Here is a 17,499-nt window from a genome sequence, read left to right on the forward strand (position 1 = left end):
CCAGACTTAATGCCATTTGGATTTTAGCAATGTGGCAATAAGAGATGGTTCGATTTTACACCAAAATTGGAGGTTTCATTTTTTCTTCCAAACCAGCCGCAAAAAGAAAATGGTTTCTTATAATTCATTTTCTCTACTGATTTTATAGACTAAGTTTTGCAACTTAGCGAATGGATCAGTGGCATATGGTCTACCTCCTCAGTCTCCTTGACAAGAGCCCCCTCGACGAAGGGTCCACCGCCACGGATGCGTTGCGCACGACGGTGAAGCTTGCGCAGATGTCGGAGGAGCTGGGCTATCACCGCTTCTGGGTCGCTGAACATCACAGCATGCCGACGCTGGCAAGCTCTGCGCCGGAAGTACTGATCGCCCATCTTCTTGCCCGGACGGCGCGCATCCGCATCGGCTCGGGCGGCGTCATGCTGCAGCATTACAGCGCCTACAAGGTGGCCGAAACATTCAACCTTCTGGCCTCGCTCGCGCCGGACCGCGTCGATCTCGGCGTCGGTAAGGCGCCGGGCGGCTTTCCGCTCTCGACCAAAGCGCTTCAGGTTGGCATCGATCCCGCACGGAAGCCGGATTTCGCCAGCCAGCTCTCCGAGATCAATGGCTATCTCGCTGCTGATCCCAGCAGTAACGGCCCGCTTGCGACTCCGTTCCCGCCGACAGCGCCAGATCGTTTCCTGCTTGGCGCCAGCGTCGAAAGCGCCGAACTGGCTGCATCCAAGGGCTGGCGTCTGGTGTTTGCCGGCCAGCTGAACGGTGATCCGGAAAACTTGCGCCGTACCTTCGAGGCCTATGAACGGGCGAGCGGCGGCAAGACGCCGATCCTGGCGCTGACGGCCTATGCGGCGGAAGATACGGCCGTGGCGCGCAAGGCGGTCGGTGACCTGCGGATCGTCAAGGTTTTCCTGAAGGACGGCCGCAGTGTCAATGTCGGCACCGAGGAACAGGCGGCCGAATATGCCCGACAGGCCGGGGCCGAGATCGACCGGCTCGACACCAAGGCGCCGAGCGTGCTGCATGGCACGGCTGCGGAAGTGCGCCGGCAGCTCGACGACCTGCACAGCCAATACGGCATCGCCGAATTCATCATCGAAACGCCGCCGCTCGGGGCTGCCGAACGGCTGGCCTCCGTCGAGCGCCTCGCCAAGGAACGGCTTTCGCTCGCCGCCTGATCTCTCGCAAAAGGATTTTCCCGATGGTTCAGAAACATATTCCGTTCGGCATCATGCTGCAGGGGCCCGGTGGTCATATGAACGCCTGGAAGCATCCGAGCGGCCCCGCCGATGCGAGCGTCAACTTCGAGTTCTTCGTCAACACCGCGCGTCGCGCTGAAGCGGCAGGCATCGCCTTTGCTTTCGTGGCAGACGGCCTCTACATCAACGCTCAGTCGATCCCGCATTTCCTCAACCGCTTCGAGCCAATCTCCATCCTCTCGGCGCTCGCGGCTTCAACCTCGAAGATCGGTCTCGTTGGCACGGTCTCCACCTCTTACAGCGACCCCTTCACGGTTGCGCGCCAGTTCGCCACGATCGACCTGATCTCCCGCGGCAGGGCGGGATGGAACGCGGTGACGACCCCGCTAGAAGGGTCCGGGCGCAACTATAGCCGCGAGCACCCCGAACACGAACTGCGCTATGAGATCGCCGACGAGTATCTAGACGTCATCAAGCGCCTCTGGGACTCCTGGGATGACGACGCCTTTGTGCGCAATCGCGAAACCGGCGTCTATGCCGACACGTCGAAGCTGCGAAAGCTTGACCACAAAGGCCGCTTCTTCCGCGTCGAGGGGCCGTTGAACATCGGCCGCTCGAAGCAAGGGCAACCCGTCGTCTTTCAGGCTGGAGCCTCCGATTCCGGGGTGAAGCTGGCAGGTAAACATGCGGATGCGGTCTTTACCAATGGTGGCTCGATCGAGGACGGAAAAACCTTCTACAAGCAGGTGAAGCAGAGCGCGATCGCGCAAGGACGCCGCGCTGCCGATGTCGGCCTCTTTCCCGGTATCGCCCCGATTGTCGGCAGAACGGAGGAAGAGGCCGAGCAGAAATATCAGGCGATCCGCAATCTCGTCACCATCGAGGAGGCGCTGCTTTATCTCGGCCGCTTCTTCGATCACCACGATTTCGGTGTCTATCCGTTGGACGAGCCGTTCCCTGATATCGGCGATATCGGCAAGAACAGCTTCCGCGCCACCACCGACCGGATCAAGAAGACGGCGCGTGAACAGAACCTCACGCTGCGCGAGATCGCGCTTGACGTTGCGACGCCCCGCACCGCGTTCATCGGCACGGCGGACCATATTGCCGATGAATTGATCCGTTGGGTGGAGGAGGGCGCGGCCGACGGCTTCATCCTGGGCTTCCAGGTGATCGCCGAAGGGCTGGACGACTTTGCAACCCACGTCCTGCCGATCCTGGAGAAGCTCGGTTATTTCAACCCCGTGCTTGAAGGCGAGACCCTGCGCGATCATCTCGGCTTGCCCTATCGCGAAAGCCATTATGCCGCTCCGCCCGCCGAGATCGAACGCGGAAAGGCGGTCGGCGCCTGAGGCGCCGGGAGAAGGCCATGAACATCATCGCCCAGACTCCACGCCTGAACGACCCGGTCGAGCAAGGCATTGCGGCCATTCTCGACGAATTCGTGGCGTTGCGTCACGACCTGCATCAGTATCCGGAGCTCGCCTTTCAGGAGCGCCGGACCAGCAAGCTGATCGCCTCGCTTCTCTCATCCTGGGGGTATGAGGTCGCAACCGGCATTGCCGGAACCGGCGTCGTCGCGACACTGAAGCGAGGTACCGGCGACCGCCGCATCGGCATCCGCGCCGACATGGACGCGCTGCCGATCGAGGAGGCGACGGAGCTTGCCTATGCCAGCAACAATCCCGGCGTCATGCATGCCTGCGGTCATGACGGGCATACCACGATCCTGCTCGCCGCCGCGCGCTATCTGGCCGAAAGCAGTGCGTTCGACGGTACGCTGCACCTGATCTTCCAGCCGGCCGAGGAGATCGGCGCCGGCGCCCGCAAGATGATCTCCGAAGGCCTGTTCGAGCGTTTCCCGGTCGATGCGATCTTCGGGCTGCACAACTGGCCAGGCGTGCTTACCGGGCAGTTCGGTTTCGTCGCCGGTCCCGCGATGGCCTCGGTCGACCAGGCAAAGATCCGTATCGTCGGCAAGGGTGGCCATGGGGCGGAACCGCACCGCGCGGTCGATCCGGTGCTGGCATCGGCCTCCTTCATCACAGCATTGCAGAGCGTCGTTTCGCGCAATGTCGACCCGCAGGAGATGGCGGTGGCGACGGTTGGATCGATCCATGCCGGCTCGGCCTCGAATGTCATCCCGGAAAGCGTCGAACTGAAGCTCACCATGCGCGCCTTCACCGAGAGCGTTCGCCAGCAACTGCAGGAGCGTATCCCCGCCGTGGCTCGGGCGCAGGCCGAAAGTTTCGGCGCGGTGGCGGAGGTGGATTACCGGCTGGGTTTCCCGGCGCTGATCAACCATCGCGGCGAGACGGATTTCGCCCGCGACGTGGCGCTCGATACGTTCGGCCCGGCACGGGTGGAGGAGGGGTTCAAGCCGCGCACCGCGAGTGAGGATTTCGCCTTCATGCTGCAGGCCAAACCCGGCAGCTACCTGTTCGTCGGCAATGGCGAGACCGCGCCGCTGCACAGCGCCCACTACGATTTCAACGACGCGATCATCGCACCTGCCGCCCGTTATTGGGTCCGGCTGGCGGAAACCTTCCTCAACTGAGACATCAACAGGACCGGCGACATGAGCGACACGTTTCTCTACACCACGCCCCTCGATCCGCGCGCAAAGCCGCTCATCGACGAACTGACCTACGAATACGACAAGCGCTATAAGTCCTATTTCAGCGCGGCGGGCGCGTCGGAAGAGATGAACCGCTATCCGGTCGAAGCCTTCGCGCCGCCGCACGGCAATTTCCTGCTGCTCCAGCGCAATGGCGAAACGATCGGCGGCGGCGCCTTCAAGCACTATGATGACCGTACCGCCGAATTTAAACGCATCTGGACACGGTCCGACCTGCGCCGGCAGGGACTGGCCGTCAAGGTCCTGGTCGAGCTCGAGCTCCAGGCTGCCCGCCAAGGCTATTCGCGGGTCTACCTGACAACGGGGTTTCGCCAGCCGGAAGCCGTCGGGCTCTATCTCAAATATGGCTACACCGCGCTATTCGACGTCGAGGCCGATCCGGAAATCTACAAGACGTTGCCGTTCGAAAAGCAGATCGGCCATTTCGCGGTGACAGGGGCGGCGGCGCTCGTCCAGCCAGACCATGCGCTGCAGCACGCCGCCGCGCACCGCTGACCATTCGGCAAAACCATAAAGGGGAACGTCATGGCAATCACCACGGATTTCGCCGGCATCGAGCCCGGCCGCAGGACAGCGGAGCACAGCCAGGACTATTCGCGTCACCGGATCGAGCCGGCGCGCCATCCCGGCCGCCTGGTCGGGACGGTTTTCGCAGCCATTGTCGTCGTCGCGGTGCTCTATTCGACATTCACCAATCCGCGTTGGGGATGGAGCGTCTTTGCCGACTGGTTCTTCGCCGAACCGGTACTGGCGGGCCTCGGTCGGACGCTCTTGCTTACCGCTCTTGCGACGATCTCGGGATCGGTTCTCGGAACGGCGCTGGCGCTGGCGCGAGTATCGAAATCACCGCTGCTGTCCGGTCTCTCTTGGGGCTATGTCTGGTTGCTGCGGTCGATCCCGCTGATAGTCCTGCTGCTGGTTCTTAACAATCTCGGCTATCTCTACGAGACGATCCGGATCGCGGTCCCCTTCACCGGCACGGTGCTCGTCGATTATCCAACGGTGCAATTGCTGACGCCGTTTGCCGCCGCCTTCCTCGGCCTTACGCTCAACCAGTCGGCGTTCTTCTCGGAAATCGTTCGTGGCGGCATCCTCTCCGTCGATCAGGGTCAACTTGAAGCCGCTGCGGCGCTAGGCCTTCCGCGCCGTCGCCAAGTGTTCCGCATCGTCCTGCCGCAGGCGATGCGCACGATCCTGCCGACCGGCTTCAACGAAATCATCGGCCTCGCGAAAAGCACGTCCATGGTCTATGTGCTCGCCTTGCCGGAACTGTTCTATACGGTGCAGGTCATCTATCGCCGCAATCTCGAAGTTATCCCGCTGCTGATGGTCGCGACGGCTTGGTATCTCGTCATCATGACGGTACTGTCGATCGCGCAGCACTATATCGAGCGGTATTTCTCGAAAGGCGCCGTGCGCAATCCGGTGCCGCTGCCGTTCCAGTCCTTCTTGTTCCGCTTTCGTCGGCCGCTGCAGGCGCAGATCGCGAGCACGCCGGCGCAGGCCGTGCGGAAAGCCGGCTTCAGCGATGCGCCGCTGCTGAGGGCAGGGGCTCCCGTGCGTGTCCAGGGCATTTCCAAAAGCTTCGGCTTCCTGAAGGTGCTCGATGCTGTCGATCTATACCTGCCGGCCGGCAGCGTCACCGCGATCCTCGGCCCCTCAGGCTCCGGCAAATCGACGCTGCTGCGATCGATCAACCATCTGGAACGTGTCGATAGTGGCTTCATTGCCGTGGACGGTCATCTGGTCGGCTACCGCCAGAGCGGCGAGACGCTTTATGAGCTGAAGGAAAAAGACATTCTGAAGCGCCGCGCCGATATCGGCATGGTCTTCCAGAACTTCAATCTCTTCCCGCATCTGACCGTGCTGGAAAATCTCATCGAGGCGCCGATGCAGGTCCGGGGGACAGACCGCGGCGCCGCCGTCGAACTGGCCCGGGAACTCCTCGCCCGCGTCGGTTTGACGGACAAGATTGATGCCTATCCGCGCCAATTGTCCGGCGGCCAGCAGCAGCGCGTCGCCATCGCTCGGGCACTGGCCCTGAGGCCGAAGGTCCTCCTTTTCGACGAGCCGACGTCAGCACTCGATCCGGAACTCGTTGGCGAAGTGCTCGACGTGATCAAGGAACTGGCTCGGACCGGCACGACCCTCGTCATCGTCACACACGAGATCGGATTTGCCCGCGAAGTGGCCGATACGGTCGTGTTCATGGAAGGCGGCCACATCCTTGAGGTCGGCCCGCCGGCACGGATTTTCAGCCGGCCAGAGCATCCGCGCACGCGCGAATTCCTCGCCAAGGTTCTCTAGCAGATTCCCGGCCGCGTGGGCGGACGAGATGGGACTATAAACGGATACAACCTAAAGATGAAAAGGAGACGGGAAACATGACTATTCTTCATGCGGCTAAACTTCTGATGGCAGGTGCCGTGACCATCGCGGCACTTGGGGTCGTTGCGGCGCAGGCGGCCGATACGTTCGATCTCAGCCCGGACACCTCGAACCGGGTCCGGGCCGAAAAGAGCGAAGCGGCGATCAAGGCTCTTTCGCCTGACTTCAAGTTCGTGACACCTGGCAAGTTCACCGTGGCCATCAATGCCTGGGATCCGCCGATCGCCACCTTCGCAAACGATGCAAAGACCATCGTCGGCGCCGATCCCGATCTGGCTTCGCTGCTGGCGGATTCGCTCGGCCTCGAGCTGGAAATCGTCTCCGTCGCCTGGGCCGACTGGCCGCTGGGTGTTGCCTCCGGCAAGTATGACGCCGTCATCAGCAACGTGACGGTGACCGAGGAGCGCAAGGAGAAGTTCGATTTCTCCACCTATCGCAAGGACGTGCTGGGCTTCTACGTCAAGGCCGACAGCAAGATCACCGAGATCAAGGAGCCCAAGGATGTCGCAGGGCTGAAGGTCATTACCGGCGCTGGCACCAACCAAGAAAAAATCATTCTGGAATGGGATCGCGAGAACGTCGCGGCCGGCCTCGCGCCGATCGAGGTGCAATATTATGACGACCGCGCCGCAAGCGACCTCGCCTTGCAGTCGGGCCGTGCCGATGTCGAGTTCAATCCGAATGCGACACGGGCCTATGGTGCATCGATCAAACACGACACCAAGCTCGTCGGGATCGTCAGCGGCGGCTGGCCGCTGACTGCCGAGATCGCCGTCACCACCCGAAAGGGCGCAGGCCTTGCCGATACCGTCACCGTCGCGATCAACGACCTGATCAAGAGCGGCAAGTATGGCGAAGTGCTGAAGCGCTGGAGCCTCGACGCTGAAGGCATCGACCAGTCGCAGACCAACCCGGCCGGCCTGCCGAAGAGCGGTTCCTGATATCGAGTTGGGCAACCCGACATGGTTCGTTGGGTTGCCTGCCTTTGTTTTTCCCTGGAGATCACGACCATGACCGACCAACCGGTTTTCCGTCCGTTCCTGATGGCGGCACTCGTTTCTACCCTCGCCTTGTTCTCGACCGCTGCGCGCGCCGACGACACTGCTTTCGGCCTCAGCCCTGAGCAACCGGCGCGACTGAGGGCCGAAAAGAATGATGCGGCGATTGCCGCGATCTCGCCGGACTTCAAGTTCGTGACGCCGGGCAAATTTACCGTGGCCGTCAGCCCGGGCGGACCGCCGCTTGCAACCTATGCGACGGATGCAAAGACCGTGGTTGGCGCCGATCCGGATTACGCGTCGGCCATTGCCGATAGCCTCGGGCTTGAGCTTGAACTGCTTCCGGTCGCCTGGATCGACTGGCCGCTCGGCTTGACCTCGCGCAAATATGATGCCGTCATCTCCAATGTCGGCGTCACCGAGCAGCGCAAGGAGAAATTTGACTTCTCGACCTATCGCCAGGGATTGCATGGCTTCTTCGTCAAGTCCGGCAGCCCGATCACTGCGATCAAGGAGCCGAAGGATGCCGCAGGCCTGCGGTTCATCGTCGGTGCCGGCACCAACCAGGAGCGCATCCTTTTGCGCTGGAGCGACGAGGATGTAGCAGCGGGGCTGAAGCCACTGGAACTGCAATATTACGACGACGAAGCGGCAAGCCTGTTAGCTGTCTCTTCCGGTCGGGCCGATGTCATCGTCCAACCGCATGCACAGCTCGTCTTCATCGCCGCCCGCGATCACAACATCAAGCGCGTCGGAACGCTGAGCGCCGGTTGGCCGGATCGCTCGGACGTGGCGATCGCCACGAAGAAGGACAGCGGTCTGGCGGATGCGCTCACCATCGCCACCAACGGCCTGATCACGAGCGGGGTCTACGGCAGGATCCTCGACCACTGGCACCTGTCGGAGGAGGCTCTGCCGCAGTCGGAGACCAATCCGCCTGGCCTGCCGCGATCCTGAGGTACATGTACGATGAGCAGCGTTTCCATCCATCATATCGGCTTTCTTACCCCCGGAAACTACCCGGCTCATGATCCGCTGTCCGGTCTGGAAAAAACCTTGCAGCTCCTGGAGTATGGCGAGGGGCTCGGTTTCCAAAGCGCGTGGGCCCGCCAGCGGCATCTCGAGCCCGGCATTTCGTCAGCCACCGCCTTCCTGGCCGCCGCGACCCAGAGGACCAGCAGCATCGAGCTCGGCACGGCGGTCATTCCGATCGGTTACGAAAGCCCCTACCGTCTGGCGGAAGACCTCTCGACGGTCGATGTGCTGTCGCGCGGGCGGCTCAATGTCGGCTTGAGTGCCGGCCGGCCGCTGCACGCCGACCTGATCGCGCCGCTGGTCTTCGACGGTGACTGGGAAAGCTTCGACTTTTCCCACGACAGGGTCCTGCGCTTCGTCGACAACCTGAAGAGCAAGCCGATCGGGGATGAAACGACGTTCATAAAGACACCCTTCGGTCCGCAGCGCCCACGACTGCAGCCGCATGCCAAAGGGCTGATGGACCGCATCTGGTACGGTGGCGGTTCGTTACGGTCCGCCCGTTGGTCAGGGCAAAACGGGTTCAACCTTCTGATCGGCAATGTTACGAGTGGTGAGGACACGGATGATTTTTATGTCGCCCAGTCGCGCCAACTCAAGGCATACCGGGAGGCTGGTGGATCGGACAAGCGCGTTGCGCTCGGCCGCGTCATCGTCCCTCTCGATAGCGCCGACAGCATTACACGCAAGCGCTATCTCGACTATGCGGCCGGGCGCCATGAGCGAACATTGACGCCCCAGGGCGAACGCCGCACACTCTATCCAGCGGACCTTGTTGGCACGTCGGAGCAAATCCTCGAACGCCTGCTTGCCGATCCGATCATCTCGCAAGTCAGCGAGTTGCGGCTCGAGCTTCCTTATGAATTCGAGGATGAGGAATACCGCCAGATCCTCCACGACTTTTCCACGTTCATTGCCCGAAGGCTCGGCTGGTCCAACGGTTCGCTGCGAGAAAAGCGCACGGCGTGAACTGCCGCTTGCGCGAAAAACCCAGATCCACAGGCCGGATTCACAGGAACGACAAGTATTGACCAGAATCGTTGACTATTTTTTCTCCATTGGCTCGCCGTGGTCCTATATCGGCTTCGACTCTTTCGTCGAACTTGCGGCGAATAATTATGTCGAGATCAAGCCCTACCTCACCACCGTGGTCGAAGAGAATGGCGGCATCTTTTCGCGCAATCGCCCTCCGACGCAGTTATTGGACGCGCGACCTGAAACGTTGGGCGCGCCTAGCAAGGGCCTGATCCTTAAAAAACCGCGCTGATGTCGTTTGGCACTTCAACATGAGAATTCGGCGGTTCCGGCCGCATTTGGCATTTAATGTGAGTCTCGCAGACGGTAGACAGTCACAACAGCCGGTGCAGTATGGGCAACTCATTGGAAGATATACATTTTTGCAAAAGCCATAGAGGAAAAGCGTCTCTGCGAAAACGAAATCTCAAGTTAAGTGGCAAGGCCTGGGGACGAATCTCACATTAAATGCCAAGTCTCAAATTATGGGTGGCCGTAACTATATGATTTTGTTGGCGGCAGAATCTTACGTTTAAATGCAAAACCACACGCGGCCTCAACCGCATTCGGTTGGCCACAAATCCTGCTCCCGGAATTCTGCGGAGGATCGGATAGGACAGTGGCTATAGACTGGCAGTCCGGCAATGGCTATTCGTGATGAAGCGACGTATCGCTAAACCATCCCGTGGATTCTCCAAGGCCTCTTATATTGAAAAAAGTGCAACGCAGTTTTGCCGTCGAGTACAAAACCGGCAGGCGAAAACTCTATCCCAAGTCGAACTCGATCTGGGGCAACATGGATCTAAAGTCCGTCGCTCGCGATCTCGAGGAAGCGGCAACGCCTTATCTGTCAGGTAGCTCTCAGAGTGGCAAATCCGACAGCGAGATGTTTTTGCCGGCACCAGATCAGGCCGAGCCGTTGTTGACACCGCCTCTCGGCACGTCGACAACTACATCAGATACAGAGGAGACGAGCATGGCCCACGACAGCAATACGATAACCAATGCCGATGTACCGACCGTTGTCGAGACGCCCGTTGCGCCGAAGAAGCAAAGCAAACCCCGCGCCAAGAAAGCGGCTCCTGAGACGACGTCAGCTGACGCTACGGCAGAGCCAGCAACTGCTCTGACCGGCGCTGGTGGTGGGAAGGGGAGAGGGGGCAAGGCAAAGGTGATCGAAGCTGCGCCGAGCGCCAAACGGGCACCTGTGCGCCGTGCTCCAAAGTCTGTGCAGACAGCTTCAGCTGCGCCGATCGCGGCGATCGATGAGATGGCAGATCTCTTGCAGTTGGAAGAGGAAAATCAACGACTGCGCAAGCTTCTGGCTGAAAAACTTCGCGCTGAAAATGCTGATCTGCGCAAACGGCTCAAGCTCGATTGATATAAGCAGCCGGTCAATCGCCGGCCGCTATGCTTATCGAGACATACATTTTGGCCACGGTGAATGCTGTTGCCGGAATTGGAACTCGCAGCCTGCTTGCGGGGTAAAACGCGAGGTCGGATAGATGGCATCTCCATGGAAATTTCTTGCCCGACTGATCTCACCGGGACGCGAACAAAAGAGTGAAAACGGCTCGACCAACGAGGTTACGCCGGACCCCTCGGCTATTGCCGGTCAAACTAAACCGCCTGCCGAAGAGAGCGTGAATAGCGCTGGCCGACCGGCAAGCGAGGAGCTACCTCGTCACGATCAAACCGCTGCAATTTCCGCGGAGCCTGTACTTCCCGAAGAAGGCGAAAAAGGTGGCCGCGATAAGGTCGAACGCGAAGCCCCCAAAGTCGTGGGGGCCGCCGATCCAGCGTTATTCGGCGATCCTGGTATCGACGTCACCGCTGCACATGGTGCTACGAACACCAAGCGAGCTGTCGAGGTCGCACCACGCAAGCAAAGAAGTCGCAACAAAGAAGCGGTAGCGATTGAGAACGTTTCCCAGGTTAACCACACTGCAGACGAGATGAACCTCGATGAAGAGATCAGGGTGCTTAGGGGTCATCTAGCCAGAAAGCTAAAGCTGCAAAACGCGCAGTTAAGAAATATGCTGAAGCGGTTTGAACGGTGAAAATGTCGCTCTGCCTGCCCTTTCAGTCGGGATCGATTGCAAGCCTATTGCAGGTGACAATCTCAGTTTTGAAAAGGGTGTCGCCGGTTCGATTCTGTTAAAGGCGACGAGCATGATCCGCCGGCGCCACCCGCGGCACGTGATTGCCACAAAGTCACGAAAAAAGCCGGGTCTCGTGATGTTCTTCACGAGGCCCGGAAGTCGGCCGGACAGCCGGCCTCTGGGAGAACATATACCTTCTAGGGGCCTACGTGAGTTTCCCTACCGTCTTCTCGAGAATTGCCCACAATTCCTCGCCATATTTTTCGCGCCAGCTGGTGTAGAAGCCGCCGTCGCGAAGTTTCTGCCTGAACGCCTCAGTGTCGGGCTGATTGAATACAAGGCCCTGTTTGGCTAGGACGTCTTTGAGGGCCTCCGACAACTTGGCCATATCTTGGCGCTCATCGAGCGCGGCTTGGTTGATGTTGCGGCTCACGACCTCCTGCACATCCGCCGGCAGGCTTGCCCAGTTGCGCTTGTTGGCAACGCAGAAAAATGCGTCCCACATGTGCCGGGTTAATGCGCAGTATTTTTGGACCTCGACAATATTTGCGGTCTTGATGTTGGCCAGCGAATTTTCCTGTCCATCGACGACCTTCGTCTGAAGTGCAGAATAGAGTTCGTTGAAATTAATGGACGCCGGAGCTGCCCCAAACGTCTGGAACATGGAGGTCCACAGCGCTCCGACTGGAACGCGGATTTTCATACCGGCGAGATCTACGGGCGAGTTGACTGGGTGCGTGCTGGTGGTGATGTGCCGGAACCCGTTGTCCCACATCTTTTCCATCGGGAGGAGATTCACCTTTTCGATGAGCTTATGCAGAGCGACACCGAGTTCACCATCCATCGTCTTCCAAACCGTATCATAGTCCGGGAAAATGAAGCCGAGACCGTAGATCGAGGCCGCCGGTACCATCGTGGACAGTACATTGATACCAGAGTTCAGGAACAGATCGATGCCGCCTGCTCTCACTTGCGATAGCATGTCCGTGTCGCTGCCAAGCTGGTTGTTCGGGTAGACTTGCAGCTCCACCCGCCCGTTCGTCTCCTGCTGGATGCGCGTTGCCGCCTCCCTTGCGCGCGTGGTGATCGGATGGGTTTCGGCTAGGTTAAACGCGAACTTCAGGGAATATTCGGCTGCGGCAGCTCGCTTCATCGAAAAGCCGAGCGCGGTGGCGCTGAGACCCAGCGTTGTCGTCATTGTAAATGCGCGTCTTGTCAGATTTACCATTGCGTTCTCCTCCAAATAACTCTGTAAATTTTGACTGGTTGATGCCGGACTACAGGAAGCCAATCGAGAGCCACGGAACCGCAGCAACAACGGCAAGACCAATGGCCATGGCGACGATGTAACCGACGATCGGTTTCATCCCCGCATCGGGGCTGACCCGGGTGATTGCGCAGGCAGCGTAGTAGCCAACACCGAAGGGCGGCGCGAAGAGGCCGATACCCATCGCCAACACGACGACCATGGCGTAGTGCACCTGATGGATACCCAACTGTTGGGCAACCGGAAAGAGCAAGGGCGCGAACAGGACGATCGCAGGTATCCCTTCGAGCACACTGCCAAGGATGATAAATATGACGATCGAGACGATCATGAATGTGACCGCACCGCCCGGAAGTGTTGAAAGGTTTTGAGCCAGAGCTGTCGAGAAGCCTGATTGCGTCAAGCCCCATGCCATCGCCGTGGCCGCACCAATAATCAAAAGGATCGAACCGGATAGGCTCGCCGTCTCGACAAGCATCGGCTTGAGCCGGCGCCAGTCGAACTGACGGTAGAACACCAGACCCGCGGCAACGGAGTAAGCAATGCCAATAGTCGAAACTTCTGTCGCTGTAGCGACACCTTCGATGACGGCTGAGCGGATAACGAACGGAAGCGCAAGGGCAGGGAGTGCGGCGAGAAGCAGCTTGCTGATCTGCCGTCCGCTTGCTCTCTTGACTTGGCTCGAGTCATCATTGCGGCAGCGCCAGCGGACCAAGAAGCAGAGCGTTATCGCCAGAATGAGGCCCGGGAGAAGGCCACCGGTGAACAGTGCTGCGATCGACACCCCGGTTGCGGATCCCACCGTAATCAAGACGATGCTAGGCGGGATTGTTTCTGTCTGAGCACCCGTTGCCGAGAGAAGCGCGACAAGATCGCCCTCGTCTGCGCCGCGCGCCTTCATCTCCGGAAACAAGACCGGCGCGATAGCGGCCATGTCGGCAGCCTTCGATCCTGAGATCCCTGACACGAGGTACATCGCGGCCACCAGCACGTAGTGAAGCCCGCCGCGCACATGGCCAAGTAGGCTGGCTAGGAAAGCAACCATCGCCCGCGCCATACCCGTCATCTGAATGAGTTGCCCGAGAAACACAAACAGGGGGATCGCGAGAAGGATCAGGTGGCTGACACCCTCATCGATCCTGCCGACAATGATCAGAGGCGGCGTTCTGGTCGTCAGAATGAGGTAGCCGAATGTGGCGATCGCAAATGAAAAGGCGATCGGCACGCCGCCGAAGACACAGGCGGCAACGCCGCCGACGAAGAAAATGAGAAGATTGAGGTTTCCAAGACCAACGAGCACCGGCTTCAGCGCCCAAAACAAACAGAAGACCAATGCTACGGCTGCAACCGCGCCGAGTGCGAGCCGGAGATTCGAACTCTGCAGAAGCCGCAACACCGCGAAAACAAGCATCAAGGCGAAGCTCGTCGGCAGCGCCGAGGCGCGCCAAGAGTTCTGAATATCCATCGCGGGCGTCCAAACATAGGACTCTTCGATGGCATATTCCAGAGATGCGGGCAGGATCAGTACGAGGAAGGCAAGTGCCGCCGCAACCGAAACCAATTCCACGAAGCGGCGCGTATCGCCCTTCAATGCAGTAACGAGCGCCGTCATGCGCATGTGCTCCTGCCGCTGAAAGGCGACAGCCGAACCCAACATGGCAAGCCAGAGGAACAAGATCGAGGCCAGTTCATCCGACCAAACCAATGGCACGTGGAATACGTACCGCGCAACGACGGCCGAGAACAGCAGAAGAATTTCGCAAAGCACTAGAAGTGCTACTGGTATCTCCAGGCACTTTACCAAGCCGTGCTCAGTCCTGTGTGCCATTGCAGCCAGGTTTGACGTCCTTGCAACGTCATCTTCCATGGTTCCGTGAACAGTCACAGTGGCCTCCCCATTCGGCCACGCCTGCTCGTTTGCGTCCGTGTGCAGCGCATTCGTCTATCCGTCAAAATCGATCCTCCCACTGCCGTTCAGGCACTACTTCCTGCGGGAAGCTGACCAGCTTCCGTCCTCTAAAGTGCGTTCCAATGAACTCGCGCCTAGCTCCTCTAACGCGTAGGTATAAGGTATGAGGTCATACCCATGTTGGCAAGCGCTTTTTCTGTCGGCTGAGGTGAAGTCTTGAACAGGAATGGGCACGGCCTCCAGTCGAGGCATCGATCGGTCACCTCGACCGCTCAATGTATGGCCCCCGAACAAATCGAGCGGTTCCACTGGCTGGTGTGCACAAATGTCAGGGGATCTTAGAGTCGGCGAGGCGTCCCGTTTGACGACGGGGGCAAAGCCGCATCCTATTCATCGCGGCGCCGCAATCCGATTCTTGAAATCGGCGACCGATCGTCGGCGCACGTCCTGGGCTTAAGCACCGTCAGGTTCCCCGCTTTTGAAAGACTAGGGACGGAATTGTGGCGACATCGAGCCGGCACAGGCGCAGGATGCATGCGAACACTACCATCGACGCTTCCGCGAAACCCGATCGCCGCAATCAATGTCGGCTGCGAAAAGACTGGTTCTTCCTGTTATGCAATGATCAGCATGATGCGAAGAACTCGCTCTTTGGCGGCTGGACGGAGGTGAAAGGACCGGGGCAATCATCGCCACGTTGCTGCGGATGGCAAAAAATGAGATCGATTTTGCCGAGCTCACTCGGAGCCTCGAGCGCATCGCACCCACGGCTGGCTGGGCCCGAAATCGACGTGCTCACGCCGTGGAGCTACGCCGGCTGAACGGCGCCAGCTTGTCGCTTACGCCGGATGAAAGTTCAGCCGCCACTTGTCCCTAGGCGAGGGAAAGTGGCCTTTCAAAGGCACGGCATTATTAGCAGGCCGTCGATACCAGGAATATTTCGGCCAAGTGCGGCGGATCTGCCCGACGGCATCTGAGCCCCTCGGTTTGACTCAATCCAATATGCGCGCCTCCCAGGAAATAGCGGTCGCTTAAACAGCCGCTCGCGCTCGCAAGCTGTTGGTCTCTCCTTATCTCGCTCTCTCAGGCCAAGTGGGCTGGGCACGAGCCGCTGAGGCGCGGCGACGCTTTCTCTGAGGATCAGGATATGATACCGCCAGCTGCGATCAATGCTTCCACTGTATCGACATCGTGCAATGCTGAAGTGCCGATATCGAAATCGACGACGGGCACATTGGAAGCTCGGATAATACTTCTTGCACCCAGATCGCCCTTAAGCCTCGCGACCTCGCCCATGAGGGACCTGGGAAAGATAACGGGATTCCCGTGAATGTTCCCGCAGGTCGCTCCGATAATCGATCGACCACCATGAGCAACGAAAGCCTCAATAAGCGCGTTTAAATCAGCCGTTGAAACCGACGGCATGTCGGCCAGCATGACCAGTGTTCCTTGCGCTGATCGAACTTGGGGCGTCATCATCCCGGTTATCAAAGAACTCGACATCCCGCTGGCGAAATCGGGGTTGTGCGCAATGTTGATTGGAAGGCCAGAGAGAGCGGAAATCATCTCCGGAGCTCGAAAACCGACGACAACAGTAACGGAACGAGCCATGCTTTCACAGGCGCGCATGGCACTTCGCCTGACAAGTGGAATACCATCGAACAATGCCAGGAGCTTGCTATCTATGGCGGTCCCAAAGCGACGTGCCTGTCCTGCGGCGAGCAGCACAACAGCCACCTCTGAAGGGTCCGCAATCTTCTCCATATTGCCTCCTAGGCTCACGGCGCATTTACCTCGCCCACTACTCTATCACTTGAGACTAGGAATGGTCCGTTTCCGATTCAACCGCTTCTTATGACGCGGAAAGCTTTCATTATTAGACCTGATACCCTATATATGTGGTGTGAACCCAACCCATTCGCGCTCGTCGCCAGTCGCTATCCGATGAACAAGATCATAAAGATGCCCATGAATATTGCCTCCTCATCCGGTAATGAAAAGCCCTTGCTAATGCAGCGACAATCATCAGTTCGTCGAACGATGGAGATTGTATTCGAGACCTGGAACTTCTTGATACTTCGAGAAGCCTATTTTGGCGTGCGCCGGTTCGACAAATTTCAGCAGCGCTTGGGCATTCCGCGGCAGACGCTTTCGTCTCGACTGTCCAGCCTTGTGGCGAATGACATCCTGAGCACTGGAAAACGGCCGAACGAGCCGGGGCAACAATATTTCCTAACCGTCCGAGGAAAAGATCTCTTTCCGACGATGCTGTCGCTCATGGAATTCGGCGACAAGTGGCTGACGGGGGGCAACGAGCCCCCACTGAAGCTGATTCATAAAAGTTGTGGGTGTGAATGCCATCCCATCACGGTCTGCTGCGAATGTCTCGAACCCTTCACGGCAAAAGAGGTTGCGCCACGCGACGGGCCAGGCGCGGGGTATGCTCCGGTCGAAGCGCGGCCGACGTCTCGCAGAAGCTCGGATTCGACGCTTTTGGAAAGGGTGCGGCCCTGCTCAGTCGCGCGGACGCTTGGGATCATCGGCGACCGTTGGAGCTTCCTCATTCTACGAGAAGGCTGGTTCGGAGTTCGACGGTTCGAGGAAATGCGCGAGAACCTCGGCATTGCGACTAACATTCTCGCCGACCGCCTCGCCCGGCTCGTACAGGCGGGCGTATTGCGCAAGGTTCCTTATAACGGAGGCGAGCGCTTCGAGTATCGCTTCACCGAAATGGGCCTCGATCTGTACAAGCCCATGCTCGTCATGATGGCCTGGGGAGACAGGTGGCTCGCAGACGGCAAGCCACCGATGCGGCTTCGGCATAAGGCCTGCGGGCAGGATTTTTCCGCCATCGTGGTCTGCTCCGAGTGCAAGAAGCCCATCTCCTCCAAGGACACCGACTACATCCTAAGGTACCCGTTTGATCTTTGAAGGATTTGGCGTCCGATA

Annotated in this window: 14 protein-coding genes and 1 pseudogene; 12 read left to right on the forward strand and 3 right to left on the reverse strand. The window is 59.2% G+C overall.

Going from position 1 to position 17,499, the window contains the following annotated elements:
• Positions 1-185 precede the first annotated feature (185 nt).
• From A3AY_RS0126935 to A3AY_RS0126990, 11 genes and pseudogenes are all read left to right on the forward strand, one after another.
• Entirely contained in the window at positions 186-1,178 is a 993-nt protein-coding gene (locus A3AY_RS0126935; protein ID WP_018328786.1) for an LLM class flavin-dependent oxidoreductase, read from the forward strand.
• Positions 1,179-1,201: 23 nt separating this feature from the next.
• On the forward strand, positions 1,202-2,551 hold the full coding sequence (locus A3AY_RS0126940) for an LLM class flavin-dependent oxidoreductase (RefSeq protein ID WP_018328787.1): 1,350 nt from the start codon (positions 1,202-1,204) through the stop codon (positions 2,549-2,551).
• A gap of 17 nt (positions 2,552-2,568) precedes the next feature.
• Entirely contained in the window at positions 2,569-3,756 is a 1,188-nt protein-coding gene (locus A3AY_RS0126945) for a M20 aminoacylase family protein (RefSeq protein WP_018328788.1), read from the forward strand.
• 21 nt (positions 3,757-3,777) lie between these two features.
• Positions 3,778-4,332: a GNAT family N-acetyltransferase gene (locus A3AY_RS36275; RefSeq protein ID WP_018328789.1), complete on the forward strand. Its 555-nt coding sequence runs from the start codon at positions 3,778-3,780 to the stop codon at positions 4,330-4,332.
• Positions 4,333-4,362: 30 nt separating this feature from the next.
• Positions 4,363-6,144: an amino acid ABC transporter permease/ATP-binding protein gene (locus A3AY_RS41120; protein ID WP_018328790.1), complete on the forward strand. Its 1,782-nt coding sequence runs from the start codon at positions 4,363-4,365 to the stop codon at positions 6,142-6,144.
• Between the two features lie 77 nt (positions 6,145-6,221).
• Positions 6,222-7,166, forward strand: a complete 945-nt coding sequence (locus tag A3AY_RS0126965; protein WP_026203863.1) for an ABC transporter substrate-binding protein — start codon at positions 6,222-6,224, stop codon at positions 7,164-7,166.
• A 69-nt stretch (positions 7,167-7,235) separates the two neighbouring features.
• Complete coding sequence (locus tag A3AY_RS0126970) at positions 7,236-8,180, forward strand: ABC transporter substrate-binding protein (RefSeq protein WP_026203864.1); 945 nt, start codon at positions 7,236-7,238, stop codon at positions 8,178-8,180.
• A 12-nt stretch (positions 8,181-8,192) separates the two neighbouring features.
• On the forward strand, positions 8,193-9,227 hold the full coding sequence (locus A3AY_RS0126975; protein WP_018328793.1) for an LLM class flavin-dependent oxidoreductase: 1,035 nt from the start codon (positions 8,193-8,195) through the stop codon (positions 9,225-9,227).
• Positions 9,228-9,285: 58 nt separating this feature from the next.
• A pseudogene (locus tag A3AY_RS0126980) lies at positions 9,286-9,493 on the forward strand (DsbA family protein); the annotation flags it as partial.
• A gap of 488 nt (positions 9,494-9,981) precedes the next feature.
• Complete coding sequence (locus A3AY_RS38305; protein WP_026203866.1) at positions 9,982-10,653, forward strand: prolipoprotein diacylglyceryl transferase; 672 nt, start codon at positions 9,982-9,984, stop codon at positions 10,651-10,653.
• A 124-nt stretch (positions 10,654-10,777) separates the two neighbouring features.
• Complete coding sequence (locus A3AY_RS0126990) at positions 10,778-11,332, forward strand: hypothetical protein (RefSeq protein ID WP_018328795.1); 555 nt, start codon at positions 10,778-10,780, stop codon at positions 11,330-11,332.
• 247 nt (positions 11,333-11,579) lie between these two features.
• Here A3AY_RS0126990 and A3AY_RS0126995 read toward each other — a convergent pair whose 3' ends face one another.
• From A3AY_RS0126995 to A3AY_RS0127005, 3 genes are all read right to left on the reverse strand, one after another.
• Positions 11,580-12,572 carry a TRAP transporter substrate-binding protein gene (locus A3AY_RS0126995; RefSeq protein WP_018328796.1) on the reverse strand — a complete coding sequence of 331 codons (993 nt, stop codon included), beginning with the start codon at positions 12,570-12,572 and terminating at the stop codon, positions 11,580-11,582.
• A gap of 79 nt (positions 12,573-12,651) precedes the next feature.
• Positions 12,652-14,469, reverse strand: a complete 1,818-nt coding sequence (locus A3AY_RS0127000) for a TRAP transporter large permease (RefSeq protein WP_085995069.1) — start codon at positions 14,467-14,469, stop codon at positions 12,652-12,654.
• Between the two features lie 1,221 nt (positions 14,470-15,690).
• Positions 15,691-16,314, reverse strand: a complete 624-nt coding sequence (locus A3AY_RS0127005) for a nucleotidyltransferase family protein (protein ID WP_018328798.1) — start codon at positions 16,312-16,314, stop codon at positions 15,691-15,693.
• 180 nt (positions 16,315-16,494) lie between these two features.
• Between A3AY_RS0127005 and A3AY_RS0127010 the strand changes: the two genes are divergently transcribed.
• Positions 16,495-17,481: a winged helix-turn-helix transcriptional regulator gene (locus tag A3AY_RS0127010; protein ID WP_234913092.1), complete on the forward strand. Its 987-nt coding sequence runs from the start codon at positions 16,495-16,497 to the stop codon at positions 17,479-17,481.
• Positions 17,482-17,499 lie beyond the last annotated feature (18 nt).

It is taken from the genome of Rhizobium giardinii bv. giardinii H152 (assembly GCF_000379605.1).
Classification (GTDB): domain Bacteria; phylum Pseudomonadota; class Alphaproteobacteria; order Rhizobiales; family Rhizobiaceae; genus Pararhizobium; species Pararhizobium giardinii.